This is a genomic window from Psychrobacillus sp. NEAU-3TGS, from assembly GCF_029955155.1.
Taxonomy (GTDB): Bacteria; Bacillota; Bacilli; order Bacillales_A; family Planococcaceae; genus Psychrobacillus.
In genome coordinates, this window is the sequence record NZ_JAPNOZ010000004.1 from 85,936 (window position 1) to 102,383 (window position 16,448).

The following is a 16,448-nucleotide window of genomic DNA, read 5'->3' on the forward strand; positions in this document are numbered from 1 at the left end:
AGTAGACTCGTGTTACCACCTAAATTTGCAAATAGCTCACACTATCTGCCTTACTCAGTACGTGTTCATACTGCTGCTGTTATAACGAGTGCCGTTCTCGTCGTAGCCTACTGTTCTTTCGGTACGAAGCTCAAAGGTCATATTCGGTAAGGTTCATTTGCCTCTTTCCCACCATCAGAGGCTCTCTTTGTAAAATCCACTTACTTACTCTTCCTTTTCAACGCAAAGGTATTCATTTGAAATAATTCTATCAATTCGGAAATAAAATTGCAATATTCAAATTATAAATTTCTTTCATAGCTGTATTTTCCTTAGTCCATGTTTCTCCAAATACAGTCTTACCGTAAAAAATTCGAATTTACGTTTTGTATAAAGAACACTAAAATAAATAGAGAAAACATTTCGTAGGAGGAAGAAAAATATGATAAGGGAAGCAACTCCAAAAGATTTAATGGACATTTTAGAAATCTATAATGACGCTATTGTCCATACTACAGCAGTTTACTCATATGAACCCCAAACAATTGAAAATAGAAAAGCATGGTATGAACAAAAGATGAATGAAGGCTATCCAATATTAGTGTTCGAGCTAGATAATAAAGTGGCTGGATTTGCAACATTCGGTCCCTTTAGACCATGGCCAGCCTATAAATACTCCATTGAACATTCCATTTATGTAAATAAGGAATACAGAAAAAAGGGTATCGGATCTTCTTTATTAAAAGAGATAATCTCCATTGCCAAAGAAAGAGAGTACAAGACCTTAATTGCTGGAATTGATGCGACAAATGAAAAAAGTATTGCCCTTCACAAAAACTTAGGCTTTGTTCACTCAGGTACCATCGAAAAGGCAGGGTTTAAATTCGATAGATGGCTTGACTTAGCTTTTTTTCAATTAGAGCTTAACGGACCGGAAAATCCCATAGAAGAATAAAAATACTCAGCACAAACCATTGTACGGAAATTAAACAGAAGAGGAAAAATCAGTCAAATAAAAAATGGATCCAAACCAATTTCTATTTCTATTAGTTTGGATCTATTAAGCTTATAACTAGTTAGGATTGACAATTCCATTGTTAAAGAAAAAGGACCTGATGTATGTTCTTTTTGTAATTTATTCTTCGTCACTTTTGTACTCTAAAATATCCCCTGGCTGACAATCCAAAGCTTTACATATCGCTTCTAAAGTAGAAAGACGTACTGCTTTTGCTTTTCCGTTTTTTAAAATGGAAAGGTTAGCCATCGTAATTCCAACCCGCTCCGAAAGCTCCGTAACGCTCATTTTTCGTTTTGCTAACATCACATCAATATTTATAATAATCGCCATATCCTCACCTCAGACCGTTAAATCATTTTCAGATTTTATATCTATGGCATTTTTTAATAGCTTTTGCAGAACTGCCGCAAAGACTGCAATCACGAGTGTAGCAAAGATTAGTACCATTCCAATTAGTATTATACCTGGAGCATCATCCATCTCTGCGATCATATAGAAAATTGGCATTCCTATTACAAACAAAATACTAATTGTATTTGCACTGTATTTTATCTTCTTTAAAGCAGTTACAGATAATTCCGAGAAGGCTTCATTTTGGTCAATATAACTTAAAAGTTTATAAGCTTGATACAGAGCAAAGTAAAAAGGTATTGCAGCTGCATACAAATCGAGATAAACGAGAGATTTCAAATACGCGTGATCTGGATACAATTCAGTTACAAAATTTGCTATATCCGGCACTACAAAGATACATAAAGCAAGCACGGGGATTCCCATCACAATTAGCGCTAACTTTAAAAATAATGTTGTTCCTCGTTTCAAAAAAGACACCTCACTTATTTATTGTCCATTTGAATTTAACATTTTTTTATCGATTTACAATAAATTTTTATTCATTTATGGAGTTGTTTTATTGTTAATTAAAATAAAATTATTTCATACTTAAGATGCAGCCAATATCAGCCTGGAGGCTTACATAAAATCTATATCCAAATGCTATATTTACTTATGAAGGAATAATTCTAGTGAAAGGAGGGAGAAACCATATGAAAATGACCAAAAAAGTGTTGAAATATTTCGGATTAATAATGATAATATCGGTAGTAATAGCACTTTTTTCTCCCACATGGACGCAGCAGATTAAAGGAGAGAATAGCATTAGTGTATTAGACAAAGTAGAGATAAATGGAAGTAAACACGAAATTATGATACGTGGTAATGATAAGGATAATCCCGTCATTCTTGTTGTGCACGGTGGACCTGGAACCCCTGAAATACCATATGTTGATACATATCAAGACTTATTGGAAACAAATTTTACGGTCGTTCATTACGACCAAAGAGCAAGCGGAAAATCGTATCATTTCGGGGAAGACTATTCGAATCTATCGACCGATCTATTAGTAGAGGACTTGTTGGCTATGACCGACTACATATCAAATCGTCTTGGAAAAGAAAAGGTCATCTTGATGGCCCATTCTGCAGGTACATATATTGGAATGCAGGCTGCCGATATAGCCCCCGAAAAATATGAAGCATATATTGGGATCGGGCAGATGAGCGATACCATTGAAAGTGAGATGGATGGTTTGAACTATGTGATGGATCAGGCTCAGCAGGATGGTAATACGGAGGATGCTTTCTATTTACAAGGATTGACCGAGCAAGTCCAAAACGGTGAAATAGTTACCCCACGAAATTATGTGATGAAATATGGTGGAGCTACAAGACTTATTGAAAACCCTGGGGATAACATTAGTGTTTTACTGAGCAGTGAGTATAATTTATTAGATGTCATTCGTTATAATTATGGAATGTCCTATACTCAACAAAAGTTGCTCAAGGATATATTGGAAAATCCACTTCCTACTATCGTAACAAAGCTTGAAATCCCTTTCTATTTCGTCATGGGGAAGTATGATTATATGACTTCATCTCATGCAGCGAAAAACTATTTTGATAAGATTGAAGCGGATCGAAAGGAATTTATTTCTTTTGACCAGTCAGCTCATTATCCACAATTTGAAGAGAAGGAAAAGTTTCACGAATGGATGGTTGACACATTTCTCAAATAAATATAAACAAGCACCGAAGTTATCTAATATCGTGAAGTTGTTGATAACTTCGTGCCCCGTCTGTTCTTATACTTCTTGATAATACATAGAATACAAGTCATTCAATGTTACTTTCCCAACACTAAACTCTATTAGTTGGTTTTCTTTCAGAAATTCTACAATATCCCCTAATTCCCTGGAATTATAGCCACCTACATCTATTAAAGTAATGCCGTTTGGCAATACTTTAACATTTGTTTCCGGAAACACTTTTTTAAAATTTTCTTTTATGTTCTCTAGCATCCCTATTACTCGAACCGTAGTGATTTCTCTCTTTTCAAATCCTGGGGAAAGATCGGTGATAAGTATTAACTCTCCATTTTTCATAAAGAAGATACGATCCGCATACTTTTCTAGGTTTTCTAATAAATGAGAAGCCACAATAATCGTCTTTCCTTCAGACTTCTTTTTAACTAATATTTGTGAAATAAGTTCCACATGAGTGGGGTCCAGTCCATTCATGACCTCGTCCATTAACATAACTTGGGTATCAGACACAATTTGCATCGCAAAACACAGTCTTTGGCGCATCCCTAAAGAATAGGTTCCTGTCGGCTTATTAATATAGGACGACATTCCTAACTCTGTTATTGTATAGTCTATCAATTTTGTATTACTACTCCACATGGAGGAATAGATTTTTAAATGCTCTTTTCCAGAAATCTGATTGTATAAATCACTTTGATCGGGCATCATGGATACTAGTTGGTGGATTTTTACTTCATTCTTTTTATTCGTATATTCCAATGTATTTTTAAGAATGACTTTTCCGTTATTTGGGTTAATATAATTCATGATGACATTCATAAGCGTTGACTTCCCTGTCCCGTTAGGAGCTACTAACCCAATTATTTCTCCAGGATGAAACATTACCGACACATCTTTTAAAATATCTCTACCTGAAAACTGAACCCCAATATTTTTTAACTCAATCATATCTTCCCTCCACTCCTATAATACTAAAATAACTTAAATTTTCTTCGACGACTGATCAAGAACATGATGAACAAAAAAACGCATGCACATAGCCCAATGACAAACAGTCCAGTTCCAAATGTAAGTGCCTCGGTACCATAGAGAAAGTTCCGATATCCAGCAATAATTTGTCCCGTTTGTATATAACTTGTAGGATACCAATGAACATCTCGAATAGCACCTATTCCCCGAGCATAGTACATAAACTCAGCAATAACAAACGCACTTCCTACCAATAGATTAGCAAACTCGTTCTTGATCACTATACTTACTAGGAGGATTAAGGAAATAAAAAATAAAAACCAGAAAACAATGAATAGCATGTTTTGCATAACGTATTGGCCCATTGTTATATTTGAAAATATCTTTTCGCCAGCCAAATAAACCGGAACAGGTAATTCAACATCACCGAGTCCATTTGAATACATATTATGAATAAGCCTACAGTAAGCGGAATGATTGCTAGGAGACTTCCTAGCAAGGAAACTCCTCCTTTAACTAATAACTTTCGCCAATCAGAAAGTGGTAAACCTTGTAATAATGTTGTATTTCGCCGATCCTTTAAAACCACATCCACAGTGAAGAGCATACAACTAACAATAAGAATTAAAGGGAGGTACGAATGTAATAAACGTTGCAATGTTTGCAAAGCAGTCCTTTCCTCGAAAACATTTACAGATAAATCTGACTCTCCTTCTGTGTAACCTGTGTAACGACTGGCAGAATATAAATACGCATAGTGACCGTCCATTCTTGCGTAATCATTTCCATACGTGTAATACCCAGGATTGTAGAATAATATTTCTCCTCCCCAGTTAAAAATTATATTATCGGAGTACGTATACCATTTAAATGTGGCCTCCGCGTAATTTTTTAGATTATCCTGTTTAATAGCATCTAATCTTTCTTTTTCATATTCATTCCATTCGGGGTATATGGAAGCAGCAAATTTCGTTAAAGGATGCGTCCAATCATTAATCACGACATTATTTAGAAACTCTTCGTTTGTTAAATACCTTGCCTCTATTTCACTTACATCTACTTTTTCGATCGGATCATATGCCGGAGCTAATACTAGTCCATAATAACAAGAGAAGAAAAGTAGAATAACATAAATTGCGATATTCTTTTTATTGCTCATAAATTGGATAAACTCCATCTTAAAATATGCCCACATTACCTCACCCTCCTACACCCTTTTTAGTTTTCCAGTAGTCAAAAATAACTTTACAGTAGCAATCATCAGGATAATACTTAATCCAATATACATAAGTCCATGTATGCTATTTAAGAAGACTGGGTTGGCAAGGTCGAGCGTCTGTCCATTTAATACGCTAGAAAAGTTCATATAGTTAAACGGGTTAAATGGAAGAAAATTCATCATACTTGGAAATAACATAGGGAAAACAAATAATAGCAATTCCAAAAATAACGTCAAATACATATTCTTCAATAAAACATTTAAAATGACTGATAATAAGATGGTAAAAATAGAAATACAAATCATATAAAGTAAAGCTAAACCTATGTATTTGTAAATCGGATAAATGTCAAAAGTACCATTAAATATAGCAATAGGATAAGTAGGATCCCCTAACCCCTTAAAATAAATTAACGGTAGGCTGCAAACAAATAATTCTAATAGAAATACAACTACTAGAAGCATAGAGGAAATACATTTAGCTATCACGTACTTATCAAACGTTATTGGATAGCCCTTAATCAAAGACGTATGTCGGAAATCTTCTACCATGATCCCACATGAATAAATGCTCATAAAAATGAACCAAAGGAAACCTAACACCCCAAACAAATAAGCGAGAAACGGAAAAAAGGACAAAGAATCCAAAGATAAAGGAACTTCCGTCTTCTTTATATGTTCATAGAATACACTTTCCAATTGGTTTTCTGTTTTGGTAGGTAGGTTACTAGCAACTTTATCAAATCCATCCATAGCAAAAGCGCTAGCCCTTAGATTCACCACCTCTAATGCGGTATCCAAAAACCATTCGGGTCGATCCACTTTTACGGCCATTCTTTGCTTAGCTATTAATTGTTGCTGCACTACCAAATTCTTATATAGATCACTGCCGTTTCCATTGTCTGTAGCATCTACATTTTGAAATTTATTCAGTGCTACAGAAAGTGATTGATATTCCCCGGATTTTTCTTTTAGTGAGTTTCCTAAGTCCTCCGTTTTCACAAAAAAAATCAATCCAAAAACAAATGCTGCCACAATCATACAAGCAAACATATTCTTTTTATTCGATTTCTCTAGAATAAAAAAGGTCTTTAAAACTTTCCACATAGACATCCCTCCCCCAAGTTATGAATTTCTCCCAAAAAACTAACTCTTGTATTCCGAGAGTTTTTCCATCCTATTATCAAAATTTCTCTTATTCTAAAACTCAACCAACAATACTTTCTCTTCATATACAATTGGCTCTTTCGGCGGAAGCTAAGTAAACCCTCATATAAACGGAACATTCAGTCATTTTAATGTGATTTTTCGCTATTTCTTATAATAACTTATGCTATTCCCCAACTAGATCTTCTATAAAATATACATTATACCTATATACAATATTATCCAAACAGTGACAGATAAGCAACCTTATTTCAATTGTTATAAACAACGCGGAAAAATGAATAGATAAAAAGAGCATGCTTTGTAAAATTGATCAAAACATACTCTTTCTTCTTTTAAAAAGACTTAATGCCCCGTCTTCTCTTAAGCTATATTCTGAACCTACATTCCTGATAGACCAGTGAACGACTCCATACAGTACAAATTCACAACCCTTCATTACTGTTGCAGCATATTCCACCCAAATTTAAACAGCCAAATGCAGTTCAATACTGGCAATTGGCTGTTTAAGTAGTCAGTTCCTTAACTAAAGATTATAATATTAGATTTCATTCTATCAATTTTTAACTAATTCAATAGCATTATCAGCTTTTATGAGGTCATGTTCGATCTGCTCTTCTACATCGTAAGCATGATACATTTCATTTTTAATCATATATTGAGCAATTTTATCGTGCGTGTCAATGGCATTGTCTGATTCGCTTCGTAATAACTTTTTAACGGATGGAGTAGCTGTTTCCGTTATAGCAACTGCTAAATTTCGTACTGCCGCTTTCGCAGTTACAAGAAAATCCGTAGCAATTGCCAGATCATCAATTACAGGGAATTCTTTTTGTTCGTCTTTTGTTGTTTTTTCTTCGCTTTTTTTAGGCATACTATCCTTCCTTTCTCTTTCAATTATTTATTAGATTCAGCAAGTACCTTTTTTAAATCTTTTATTGCCTTAGTTGATAATTCAAAATCCTCTTTTAAAATGTCCTTCAACTTTTTATCCTAAACTAAATCAATAAACATCTTACTTTTGGCTATACAAGCAGTTTTGAATATTAATACTTCGTGTACTTCTAATTTTTCGTGCATTGCAAGTTCTTAGGCCATATAATTACCTCCCTTTTTTTTATATACCCCACCAATTTTTTTAAACCTTTACTTTTTAAAGGATATCAGCCGTGAAGATACTGATTATTATTCAACATGAATAACAATAATAAAATAACCGAAAATGATAATTATATATTGTAAAACGATAAATAATTTGTTAGAATCAATTCATAATAATTATGTGAGGTGTTTTTTTAATGAAATGAGGATCCACACTCTTTATAAAGTTGGCAGTTATTTTGATGGGAATCCCTGTACTTGCTTTGTGTTTATTTGTGTTACCTCAGATAGAAAATGAAGCATATGAGGCAGTGGAAAGAGGTTCCGATTTAGCTTTTGTGGTTTATGGTATTTTAATGGTTATGTATGTTTCGGCAGTCCCATTTTACTTCGCTTTGTATCAAACATTTAACCTTTTAACCTATATAGATAAGAACCATGCTTTCTCGGAATTATCTGTGAGAGCACTAAAGAAAATAAAAAACTGTGCAATCAGTATAAGTTGTTTGTATCTGGTTGCTCTGCCATTGTCTTTATTATGGCAGAGGCAGACGATGCCCCAGGTCTTGTAATAATAGGGATGATTCCTATTTTTGCTTCCATGGTGATTGCCGTCTTTGCTGCTGTTCTCCAGAGGCTTTTAAAAGAAGCTATCGATTTGAAAGAGGAAAACGATTTAATAGTCTGAGCTGAGGTGAATAATATGGCCATTATAATAAATATTGACGTAATGCTTGCTAAACGAAAAATAAGCGTGACCGAACTTTCAGAGAAGGTTGGAATTGCGATGGCAAACCTTTCTAATTTTAAAAATGGAAAGGCAAAGGCGATTAGGCTAACCACTTTAGAAGCGATTTGCAAAACTTTAGAATGCCAACCTGGAGATCTTTTAGAATACAAAGGTGAGGATCATGTTCAGTGAAAAAACAATTTACATCCTTTTAACTGATACAGGAACAATTTTAACAAAAATGATTAAGTCTTATACGAAAAAACCCTATAATCACGCCTCAATCGCATTCGATGCTGAATTATTTGAAATATATAGTTTCGGGAGAAAAACGGCAAGAAATCCTTTTATGGGTGGATTCGTTAGAGAAGATACCCATTCTATCTTATTTAAACAAGCAGATTGTGCCATCTATTCTTTAACCATAACTACCGATGAATTTCAAAAGATGCACCAATATATTCAAGAAATAGCTGCACAAAAGGAACATTATCGCTATAATTTTATAGGATTATTTGGTGTGCCATTTAATATGCCGATAAAAAGAAAGAATGCTTTCTTCTGTTCTCAATTCGTGGCATCTGTTTTAAAGAAAAGTAAGATCATTGGCTTTGAAAAAGATGTTTCGCTTGTGGAACCAAGTGACTTACCATATTCTGCAGATTTTCAACTTATTTTTGAAGGTAGATTAAGGGATTATCATAGAAATAGTAACAAAAGGAATCGGGTCTTAGTACTACCATAATAGAGCTCCTGAGCAAAAAATAAAGGGCGATACATAACTAAATATGTATCACCCTTTATTTTTTTATGACAAGTTTTAGTTATTGGGCAAGTAACGCTAATTTTCTCTTAGATGGTGTTTCGTATTTTACCTTTGCGGACTTTTGTACGTAGCTTCCGCCACCCACACCATATAAACCGCCACTATTACCCTTATAGCTATAAACTCGGTATTCTTCCCCTTTTTTCAACTGACGAACCGTAGTCAAAGAACCGTTGCTCTCTATTTTGACTAAGTTGGTATTAGAGAGAATTGTTACTTTACCTATTTGCCCAATTTTTAGTTCTGTTTTCCCCCACATAACTTTTACAGGAGTTGTAGATACATCTAACTTTTTCGTAATGTAAGCAGAAGAAATATAACCTGCTATCTTTTGATCCGCCGTTTTAACTGGGTACCAAACAAATTGGTTTTTACTAGTCGAAGATTGGTCATATAAGAAATTTCCATCAATCATCAATGTAGTATTTTTAGTTACAGCTTTTGCAGTAGATGAAGTACTAGGTTGTGACCTTAAATTTACTTTGTCCACTGTTATCTGCACCTTGTCTCCTTTTTGTAATCGATATGCAGAGGTATGCATCTTATCCGTCACTATATATTCCTTTTGTTTAAATACAATATTCTCAATACTGTTAGGATCATATTGAAAGTCAGCAGTAAGGAAAGGAATTTGAACTAATTTTGTACCATTTAAGTAACTATCTTTTTCAATAAATGAAAAAACCTTTTCTTGGTAAGCATCTATATTCTTTACACCACTGGACTGATATAGAGGACTGTTAACAGGCTTTATACCGTTATAGGCCATGACTGGAAAGTACCAATTTTCGATTACTTCTGGTCCTGCTCCCTTTATTTTAGGCAAATCTTTTCGATCATACATACTGCGAAGGATTTCGATACCCGCTTGAATATTATAGTTAATATCGTATTTCAATCTCTCTTGATCATAGTTTGATTGATTGGTAACTTGCATCAGACCGATTCCATTATCTATTGAGATTACAGGCTGACCATTCTCATCAAATTGTTTCCATGTCCCATTTTCTCTTGAAGCCACCGCTTTTACCACTTCGGGAGGGATATTCGCCTCTAAAGCAGCATTCGTCAGTAAGCAGTTCATATGCTGAAAAGTTGGATTTTGGTTTGGCTTTATTACCCCAATGATGAGCACTTGGAAGTCCCGCTTGACTCTGCGGAAGCTTCTTCATATGAAAAAGCTAGGAGCATTAAACAAATTAAGAATCCTGCGATCATTTTGATTGATTTCATTCCTTCATTCTCCGTTCATAGAATTATTTAGCTTAATATAGTATATTTTACCATAATAGATTAATAGTTTGTCTAGTATTAGGGGTTACCAGTCGAATAATTCTCGCAATATTACATACTTACATACATTCCCAACCATCAGCCAATCACCACTTATACTTTCGAAACTTGTGCAACGCCTGTATTAGAAGATTTCACACGAAAATTTCCCGACAAATATAGACCGAACAAAACAAAACAAGTTCCAATTACCGCATATATCGTAATACGTTCTCCTAAGAGCACTGCTGCTAGTAGATAACCCGCTATAGGATTCAAAAGTAACCAATTGTTTGCTGCAATGGCATCTTTTTTAAGCAAGTAAAACCAAAGACTTAAATTGAAAATAGATAGAGCAAATATAGACCAAAGTAAATAACCGATAAATTTAACATCCATTGTGATTGGTTCACCAGTCTCTAGCAGAAGGGTCGGGATAATTAAAATAACACCTCCAAAAACTACCTGCCATGTGTTAACTACAATCGATGGTAATTGTAAATTCGTTTTCTTATAAACAAGGCTACCGACAGCCATTGATATAATCGCGCAAGCTAATAATAAAATACCTCCAATAGTAGCATGACTACCTATTAACGATGGGTAAGAAGCGATGAATAATCCGATAAATGATATAACCATCCCACCCCATTCCTTTCGACCAATGGATTGCCCTAAAAACAAGAAGGCTAGTAGAGCATATAACAAAGAATTTGCTGGTACGAAAAGATTAAAAATACCAGAGGAAACCGTTTGAAGAGCGATTAACCCTAATCCTAAAAACAAGGAAGTATTTAACAATCCTAACCAAAATAAAATAACAAATTCCCTCTTATTCGGTACTGCATATTTTCCCTTTTGTAGTACATAGATATAGATTAATAGCAACAAACCAGCAATAATAAAGCGCAGTGTAGCGAGTGTTAATGGAGGAGCAGACTGAAGTCCAAATTTCATAGCGATTGCTCCAGAAGCATATAAAACAGTAAATAATAGACCCAGCATCAGACCTTTAAACCCCATGAAATTATACTCCCCTTTGTCTTTATATACCCCTATTATTGCAGTACTTGTTCTATTAATCTACAATTTAGCATAATATTCCGAATTGCCATTAGTTAAAGTATTTAGGATAATTACTCGTGGAAAGGTACTACTTTCTTGAATTCCTATTGAATTAATAAATGTTGCCGTTTCATCAGAACTTTAAAGTAACCGATAACATATATTCTCCAACCATGTCATTTCCCTAGCTTTTTGTTCTGATATTCCAACAAGATAAAAACGGGTAGCAATGATAGCCACCCGCTTGAATTTATTTTAATATACGATCAAGAAAATCAAATACTTCTTGAAGGTTTTCCTTAGAATTAAAAGGTTCCCCTCCATGTACAGCGCCTTCCAAAAGTGTGAGCTCTACTTTTTCATCCCCTAAAACCTCTGTAAGCTTTTCGGAGAAATCAATAGACTGTTGCGTTGGCACGTTCGGATCAGCTGTTCCATGTTGGATAAGAAAGGCTGGATCATTTTTTGTAATATAAGTTGCCGGATTCGCTTTTTCTACTTGTTCTTTATTCTCTGTGATGTTTCCACCGATGTACTTGCTTTCCGGAGAATCAGCTGAGCCTCGTTCTCCCATTTTCGGTGTAATACCGGATTCCTTAAACTGCTCATCCAGTTTCAAAAAGTCAATTTGTCCATACCAGTCAACAACAGCTTGTACTTCAGACGTATATTCCATATTTTCGGTATTTTCACCGTTTAAAGAATCAGCATCTCCACTGGTCCCTACTAATGCAGCTAAGTTCCCACCAGCACTGCCTCCCCATGCCACGACTTTCTCAGAATCCAAGTTGAATTCTTTTGCATTGGCTTTAACATAACGAATTGCCGCTTTTACATCACTAATTGCTGCAGGAAATATGGCTTCTCCTGAAAGTCTATAGTTTACCGCTACAACTGCATAACCATGATTTACACCTTCCATCATGGCAGTTAGATCCGTACCTGTTTTATCTCCCTGCATGAATCCGCCTCCGTGGATTGCAATGATAACCGGAAATGGTCCTTCGCCTTCATTCGGCCAATAAATGTCCAACTTTTGGGCTTCCGATTGGCTTCCGTATTTTACATCCAATAGTTTGTTCTTAATGAAAGAAGTATCTACTTCTTCTGCTTGAGCAACCCCTGGCTTTGTTTCCGCTTGTTGAGTTGTTTCTGTTTCAACTTTAGTTTTTGGAGCTGTTTCTTTTGAATCGTTTGTTGAACAACCAGCTAATAATCCCGCTGCAATAGACATTGATAAAATTGTTGATATAGATTTTTTCATTGTACACCACTCCTAATTATTTTGTTTGTTCTTTCGATAAATTGATCATAACAAAACATTGTGGCACAAAAATGGCAGAAAAACGGGGTAAAACGAACGTTTTTCTGCCAAAATATTATGCTTTTTTTAAGGTGATAGTAAATGTGGTTCCTGCATTAGCTTGGCTTTTCACACTAATTCTCTCTCCAAGTTGCTCCATTATTTCAAGCGCAATCGAAAGCCCTAGGCCACTTCCAGTACTTGTATGCGAGACATCTTCTTTGTTAAACCGCCCAAAAATATGCGGAAGAACTTCTTTAGAAATCCCGGGTCCATTATCCATTATCATGATCTCCGCTTTACGTGCAGTTGTTTTGGCATCAATCGTCACTTTGCCATGTTCCGGTGTGAACTTAAACGCGTTATCTAGCAAGATAGTAAGCACTTGTGTGATACGATCTTCATTGGAATAAGTCGCTGGCAAGTTTTTGGCACGCTCTGTGATTTGAAACTGAAGATCCATGTCATCCGCCAAAATAGTAAAAGGCTCTGAAACCTTGGCAATAATCTCTTTGGTGTTCATTACTGATTTCGTATAGGTCGTTTTTTTGTATTGCAGTCTCGATAATTCCAGTAAATCAGAAATGAGTTTTTCCAAACGAACGCTTTCTCTCAAGATGATGCTGTAGTACTGATCAATTTTTTTCTGGTCGGTGACAATATGATCCGCTAACGTCTCTGTCAATGCTTTGATGGATGCTAGTGGTGTTTTCAATTCATGGCTAATATTGGCGACATAGTCTTTGCGCATTTGCTCCAGGTGATTTTTCTCCTTGATGAACATCGCAAGAAAAATTAGGATAATGACAGTTCCAATGGCCAACGTCACGAAGAATACAAGGTAGAAACCATTAAGCGCCGCTTGATAAGCGCGTGCCTCTTTTAACAAGTAGATAGCACCTGTCACTTTATTGCCTTTGATCAATGGTTGTCCGATCATTATTGCTTTTGTTGAATACCCCGGTACTTCCTTGATTTCCACCACGGTTTTGCCACTGATGATTTTCGGCAAGTAGGAGGTTAACTTCTCATTTACTTTTATATCAGAGGATAATTTTGAGGTAGAATCCTCTTTGTAAACATCGATTTCCTTTCCATGGACATCGTATGCTTTTATTAAATAATCATCTGTTATGCTAATAATTTCACCATCCGCAACCTCTTCCCCAATCAATGTAAGTGACGGCTGAAGCTCTTCGATTTTTGATTGGATAAAGTAATGTTTGATTGCAAAAGCTCCCAACAGCTGACCTAAAATAAAGATTGCTAAGATGATAAATGCAATCCACAGCTTACTTGAAAATAACCGTTTCATACATTTACCTCAAATTTATACCCGACACCGTAGACTGACTTGATAGAGAAATCTGTAGAGGATTTAGGAAGTTTTTGTCGGATTCGTTTGATCAATGTATCAACGGCGCGTGTGTCTCCGATATAATCATATCCCCAAACTTTGTACAGTAGTTCCTCGCGACTGACCACTTTTCCTTTGTTTTTGACTAGAAACGCCAATAACTCCACCTCTTTTGCAGTAAATTCAATTTCTTGATTATTAATCAGAACTTCATATCCGTCAATATCAATGAACAAATTTCCTGCTTTCAAATAATGGAGATTTTCTTTTTTCGGTTGCACCCTTTTTAGTATCGTTTTAATCCTTACTACTATCTCGCGAGGAGAAAAGGGCTTGGTGATATAATCATCCGCACCGATTTCAAGCCCGACAATCCGGTCTATTTCTTCGCTTTTTGCACTTAGCATTAGGATAGGAATATCGCTTGTTTTGCGTATTTCCTTACACACTTCCGTCCCAAAAAGACCAGGCATCATAATATCTAGCACCACTAAATCGAAGCTGTTTTCTTTAAGGAGCTTGAGTGCCTTCTCCCCATTGTAAACAGAAACACTATTCATACCTTCAGCTTGTAAATAAGCATTGATACTTTCATGTACGGCGATATTATCATCACAGATTAATACGGTTATGTTATGTTCCATTGTGGACTCCCTCCAATCTTTAAAGTTCTTTTCTTTTAAGAGCCGGTGGCATTAGTTATGATCGTGCCAATCGGAATCCAACCATTGTTTATATACTGTTTCTTAATCTACAATTTAGGTACAGAAAGAGTCTTGCTTTGCTGCGGTTTCGCATCCTTTTCAATTACATATCTGCATTTAATAACTTGTAATCATTATCGAAGTAGGCATGTATTCTGTGCCCACCAAATAAATCTCCATCATTATATTCACAGTATATATCATCTGCTCTAAATTCAATGTTATAGAGAATAATTGCTTCAGTAAACATCTCTTTAGTTACATTATATTCCCCTGCATCTACAGCATCCCAATTTAGATTTTCATTATTCTCATCGTATTCAGGCCAAAAATCGTTTTTATAGTCAATTAACTTTTCTGCTATGGCTATTTTTGCCTTTCGATCAAATTTTTCTAAGACTAAAAAAAGTGCTTCCGCTCTTTTAAGGATCTCATTATGATTAACCAATTCATCTATTATGTTTAATTGCCAATGTATTATCCCTTTACTTGCTTCAAATGTTTTATGATCCTCATTGTATGTAAATACTCCGATTAATTCACTTCGTATTGTTTTTTCCATTACTCAAATCCTCTTCTTCTACGCATAGTCTTCTATTTTATCGAAGATGCATCCTTAGTTAAATGGAAACATCAAGAGTCGTTGTAGCAATCTTCATTTGTTCTATTAGACGTTGGCGCAATGCCTTCTCAATGGGAGCATTACGGCTCTTCAAGAATCGGACCATAAAGAACCCATCCTGAGCGATTATGCTCAAAATCAGTTCATGCTGTAAACCAGAGCTGCCCTTGAATTTGGACTCAAAAATAGAGTAATTTTGCTCCTGCATCAAGATATTACTATATTCTAGAATGTTTCCCTCAATATACGCATTCGTATGCTCTTCTATCGAGTCAGCCTCCATCTTTTGAAAGTAATCGAAGGTAAGCTTTTCCGATGTCCGATAACTATATCGCTCCTCCTCCGGATAATAGCCGATGAACTCACTATCGGTGTATGTAAGATAAGTCGCTGGTTTGAAATGCTCCAGTTGAATAATCTCAATAAAGCGCTTCATATTGTCGAAGTACACAGCGCCCGGTGGCACAACTGCCTGTTCAGCCGGTAGAATCTTTCCTTTCAGATCCAAAAACAGCTCACTATATCTTGCATACTTTATGATCCAAATCTTTTTATCTTCTACCTTAAGCTGTACATAATAGCTTGATATATTGTTCGGGTTTGTCCCATTTTCATCCTCTTCATTTATACATGTATACATATGTTTCCGCGTATATGTAAAACTTGCCTCCCCCTCATGCATATCCAATACTTCTAGGTTGAGAATTTCCGATATAACATCGTAAATCTGAAAGTTCATTATGAGGGAAAAATGATTTAAAAAGGAGATATCGCGATGATCGGGATGAAACATTTTCGACAATTGTTCCACTTCTTTATCCGTATACATTGTTTCCAGTTTCCAAATGAGTTCCTTGATTTTCTTCTCATTTATTTTAGGCTTTCTTTTGAAAAGCATTTTATGCTACCTCCTGTGAACAACCAAATTATTTTAAATGCTATTCTCATTTTAAGTGAATGAATGCAAACTAAACAAATATATAAATGACTTTATTATCTGCTAACTTCTATTGT

18 protein-coding genes, 1 pseudogene and 1 other annotated feature (1 of these 20 running past the window's edge) are annotated in these 16,448 nt (G+C 35.3%); of the genes and pseudogenes, 5 read left to right on the forward strand and 14 right to left on the reverse strand.

All coding sequences use genetic code 11. The features are described from left to right. Positions 1–230, reverse strand: a binding site (T-box leader) (it extends 10 nt beyond the left edge of the window). Positions 231–421: 191 nt separating this feature from the next. Continuing rightward, the gene (locus OR571_RS01325) at positions 422–934 is read left to right on the forward strand and encodes a GNAT family N-acetyltransferase (protein ID WP_282241070.1); all 513 of its coding nucleotides are present in this window, start codon (positions 422–424) and stop codon (positions 932–934) included. A gap of 180 nt (positions 935–1,114) precedes the next feature. Here the strand turns inward: OR571_RS01325 and OR571_RS01330 are convergent, their stop codons facing one another. After that, positions 1,115–1,327 carry a helix-turn-helix domain-containing protein gene (locus tag OR571_RS01330; protein WP_142539199.1) on the reverse strand — a complete coding sequence of 71 codons (213 nt, stop codon included), beginning with the start codon at positions 1,325–1,327 and terminating at the stop codon, positions 1,115–1,117. 9 nt (positions 1,328–1,336) lie between these two features. Further along, complete coding sequence (locus OR571_RS01335) at positions 1,337–1,819, reverse strand: DUF2975 domain-containing protein (RefSeq protein WP_282241071.1); 483 nt, start codon at positions 1,817–1,819, stop codon at positions 1,337–1,339. A gap of 224 nt (positions 1,820–2,043) precedes the next feature. On the opposite strand from OR571_RS01335, the gene OR571_RS01340 reads away from it, so the two are divergent. Then, entirely contained in the window at positions 2,044–3,072 is a 1,029-nt protein-coding gene (locus OR571_RS01340) for an alpha/beta fold hydrolase (RefSeq protein ID WP_282241072.1), read from the forward strand. A 66-nt stretch (positions 3,073–3,138) separates the two neighbouring features. On the opposite strand, the gene OR571_RS01345 is transcribed toward OR571_RS01340, so the two are convergent. From OR571_RS01345 to OR571_RS01365, 5 genes are all read right to left on the reverse strand, one after another. Beyond that, positions 3,139–4,047, reverse strand: coding sequence for an ABC transporter ATP-binding protein (locus tag OR571_RS01345; protein ID WP_282241073.1), 909 nt, complete (start codon positions 4,045–4,047; stop codon positions 3,139–3,141). Positions 4,048–4,070: 23 nt separating this feature from the next. Then, the gene (locus OR571_RS01350; protein WP_282241074.1) at positions 4,071–4,418 is read right to left on the reverse strand and encodes a hypothetical protein; all 348 of its coding nucleotides are present in this window, start codon (positions 4,416–4,418) and stop codon (positions 4,071–4,073) included. A gap of 17 nt (positions 4,419–4,435) precedes the next feature. Continuing rightward, on the reverse strand, positions 4,436–5,263 hold the full coding sequence (locus OR571_RS01355; protein WP_282241075.1) for a hypothetical protein: 828 nt from the start codon (positions 5,261–5,263) through the stop codon (positions 4,436–4,438). A 12-nt stretch (positions 5,264–5,275) separates the two neighbouring features. After that, positions 5,276–6,394: an ABC transporter gene (locus OR571_RS01360; protein WP_282241076.1), complete on the reverse strand. Its 1,119-nt coding sequence runs from the start codon at positions 6,392–6,394 to the stop codon at positions 5,276–5,278. A 616-nt stretch (positions 6,395–7,010) separates the two neighbouring features. After that, a complete protein-coding gene (locus OR571_RS01365) occupies positions 7,011–7,328 on the reverse strand; it encodes a spore coat protein (RefSeq protein ID WP_282241077.1) in 318 nt (105 codons plus the stop codon). 469 nt (positions 7,329–7,797) lie between these two features. Here OR571_RS01365 and OR571_RS01370 point away from each other — a divergent pair. The 3 genes and pseudogenes from OR571_RS01370 (at position 7,798) to OR571_RS01380 (ending at position 9,030) form a co-directional block, all read left to right on the forward strand. Then, positions 7,798–8,243, forward strand: a pseudogene (locus tag OR571_RS01370) (DUF2975 domain-containing protein). 15 nt (positions 8,244–8,258) lie between these two features. Further along, entirely contained in the window at positions 8,259–8,477 is a 219-nt protein-coding gene (locus tag OR571_RS01375; RefSeq protein WP_282241078.1) for a helix-turn-helix domain-containing protein, read from the forward strand. Next, positions 8,467–9,030 (forward strand): hypothetical protein, encoded by a 564-nt coding sequence (locus OR571_RS01380; RefSeq protein ID WP_282241079.1) that lies wholly within the window; start codon positions 8,467–8,469, stop codon positions 9,028–9,030. Before OR571_RS01375 ends, OR571_RS01380 begins: the two co-directional genes overlap by 11 nt. A 79-nt stretch (positions 9,031–9,109) precedes the next feature. Here OR571_RS01380 and OR571_RS01385 read toward each other — a convergent pair whose 3' ends face one another. From OR571_RS01385 to OR571_RS01415, 7 genes are all read right to left on the reverse strand, one after another. Beyond that, positions 9,110–10,246, reverse strand: a complete 1,137-nt coding sequence (locus OR571_RS01385; protein WP_282241080.1) for a transglycosylase SLT domain-containing protein — start codon at positions 10,244–10,246, stop codon at positions 9,110–9,112. A 251-nt stretch (positions 10,247–10,497) separates the two neighbouring features. Beyond that, positions 10,498–11,406, reverse strand: a complete 909-nt coding sequence (locus tag OR571_RS01390) for a DMT family transporter (protein WP_282241081.1) — start codon at positions 11,404–11,406, stop codon at positions 10,498–10,500. Between the two features lie 292 nt (positions 11,407–11,698). After that, positions 11,699–12,712 carry an alpha/beta hydrolase gene (locus OR571_RS01395; RefSeq protein WP_282241082.1) on the reverse strand — a complete coding sequence of 338 codons (1,014 nt, stop codon included), beginning with the start codon at positions 12,710–12,712 and terminating at the stop codon, positions 11,699–11,701. A gap of 115 nt (positions 12,713–12,827) precedes the next feature. Beyond that, a complete protein-coding gene (locus tag OR571_RS01400) occupies positions 12,828–14,066 on the reverse strand; it encodes a sensor histidine kinase (RefSeq protein ID WP_282241083.1) in 1,239 nt (412 codons plus the stop codon). Further along, positions 14,063–14,752, reverse strand: a complete 690-nt coding sequence (locus OR571_RS01405) for a response regulator transcription factor (protein WP_282241084.1) — start codon at positions 14,750–14,752, stop codon at positions 14,063–14,065. The genes OR571_RS01400 and OR571_RS01405 overlap by 4 nt, the downstream gene beginning before the upstream one ends. Before the next feature lie 163 nt (positions 14,753–14,915). Further along, positions 14,916–15,374, reverse strand: coding sequence for a DUF2262 domain-containing protein (locus OR571_RS01410; RefSeq protein WP_282241085.1), 459 nt, complete (start codon positions 15,372–15,374; stop codon positions 14,916–14,918). 58 nt (positions 15,375–15,432) lie between these two features. Beyond that, a complete protein-coding gene (locus OR571_RS01415; protein WP_282241086.1) occupies positions 15,433–16,332 on the reverse strand; it encodes a hypothetical protein in 900 nt (299 codons plus the stop codon). Between the last annotated feature and the right edge of the window lie 116 nt (positions 16,333–16,448).

Coding starts and splice junctions, on each gene's coding strand:
- OR571_RS01325 (WP_282241070.1), top strand. CDS start 422: ATGATAAGGGAAGCAACTCCAAAAGATTTAATGGACATTTTAGAAATC.
- OR571_RS01330 (WP_142539199.1), bottom strand. CDS start 1,327: ATGGCGATTATTATAAATATTGATGTGATGTTAGCAAAACGAAAAATG.
- OR571_RS01340 (WP_282241072.1), top strand. CDS start 2,044: ATGAAAATGACCAAAAAAGTGTTGAAATATTTCGGATTAATAATGATA.
- OR571_RS01345 (WP_282241073.1), bottom strand. CDS start 4,047: ATGATTGAGTTAAAAAATATTGGGGTTCAGTTTTCAGGTAGAGATATT.
- OR571_RS01350 (WP_282241074.1), bottom strand. CDS start 4,418: ATGCAAAACATGCTATTCATTGTTTTCTGGTTTTTATTTTTTATTTCC.
- OR571_RS01355 (WP_282241075.1), bottom strand. CDS start 5,263: ATGTGGGCATATTTTAAGATGGAGTTTATCCAATTTATGAGCAATAAA.
- OR571_RS01360 (WP_282241076.1), bottom strand. CDS start 6,394: ATGTGGAAAGTTTTAAAGACCTTTTTTATTCTAGAGAAATCGAATAAA.
- OR571_RS01365 (WP_282241077.1), bottom strand. CDS start 7,328: ATGCCTAAAAAAAGCGAAGAAAAAACAACAAAAGACGAACAAAAAGAA.
- OR571_RS01375 (WP_282241078.1), top strand. CDS start 8,259: ATGGCCATTATAATAAATATTGACGTAATGCTTGCTAAACGAAAAATA.
- OR571_RS01380 (WP_282241079.1), top strand. CDS start 8,467: ATGTTCAGTGAAAAAACAATTTACATCCTTTTAACTGATACAGGAACA.
- OR571_RS01390 (WP_282241081.1), bottom strand. CDS start 11,406: ATGGGGTTTAAAGGTCTGATGCTGGGTCTATTATTTACTGTTTTATAT.
- OR571_RS01395 (WP_282241082.1), bottom strand. CDS start 12,712: ATGAAAAAATCTATATCAACAATTTTATCAATGTCTATTGCAGCGGGA.
- OR571_RS01400 (WP_282241083.1), bottom strand. CDS start 14,066: ATGAAACGGTTATTTTCAAGTAAGCTGTGGATTGCATTTATCATCTTA.
- OR571_RS01405 (WP_282241084.1), bottom strand. CDS start 14,752: ATGGAACATAACATAACCGTATTAATCTGTGATGATAATATCGCCGTA.
- OR571_RS01410 (WP_282241085.1), bottom strand. CDS start 15,374: ATGGAAAAAACAATACGAAGTGAATTAATCGGAGTATTTACATACAAT.
- OR571_RS01415 (WP_282241086.1), bottom strand. CDS start 16,332: ATGCTTTTCAAAAGAAAGCCTAAAATAAATGAGAAGAAAATCAAGGAA.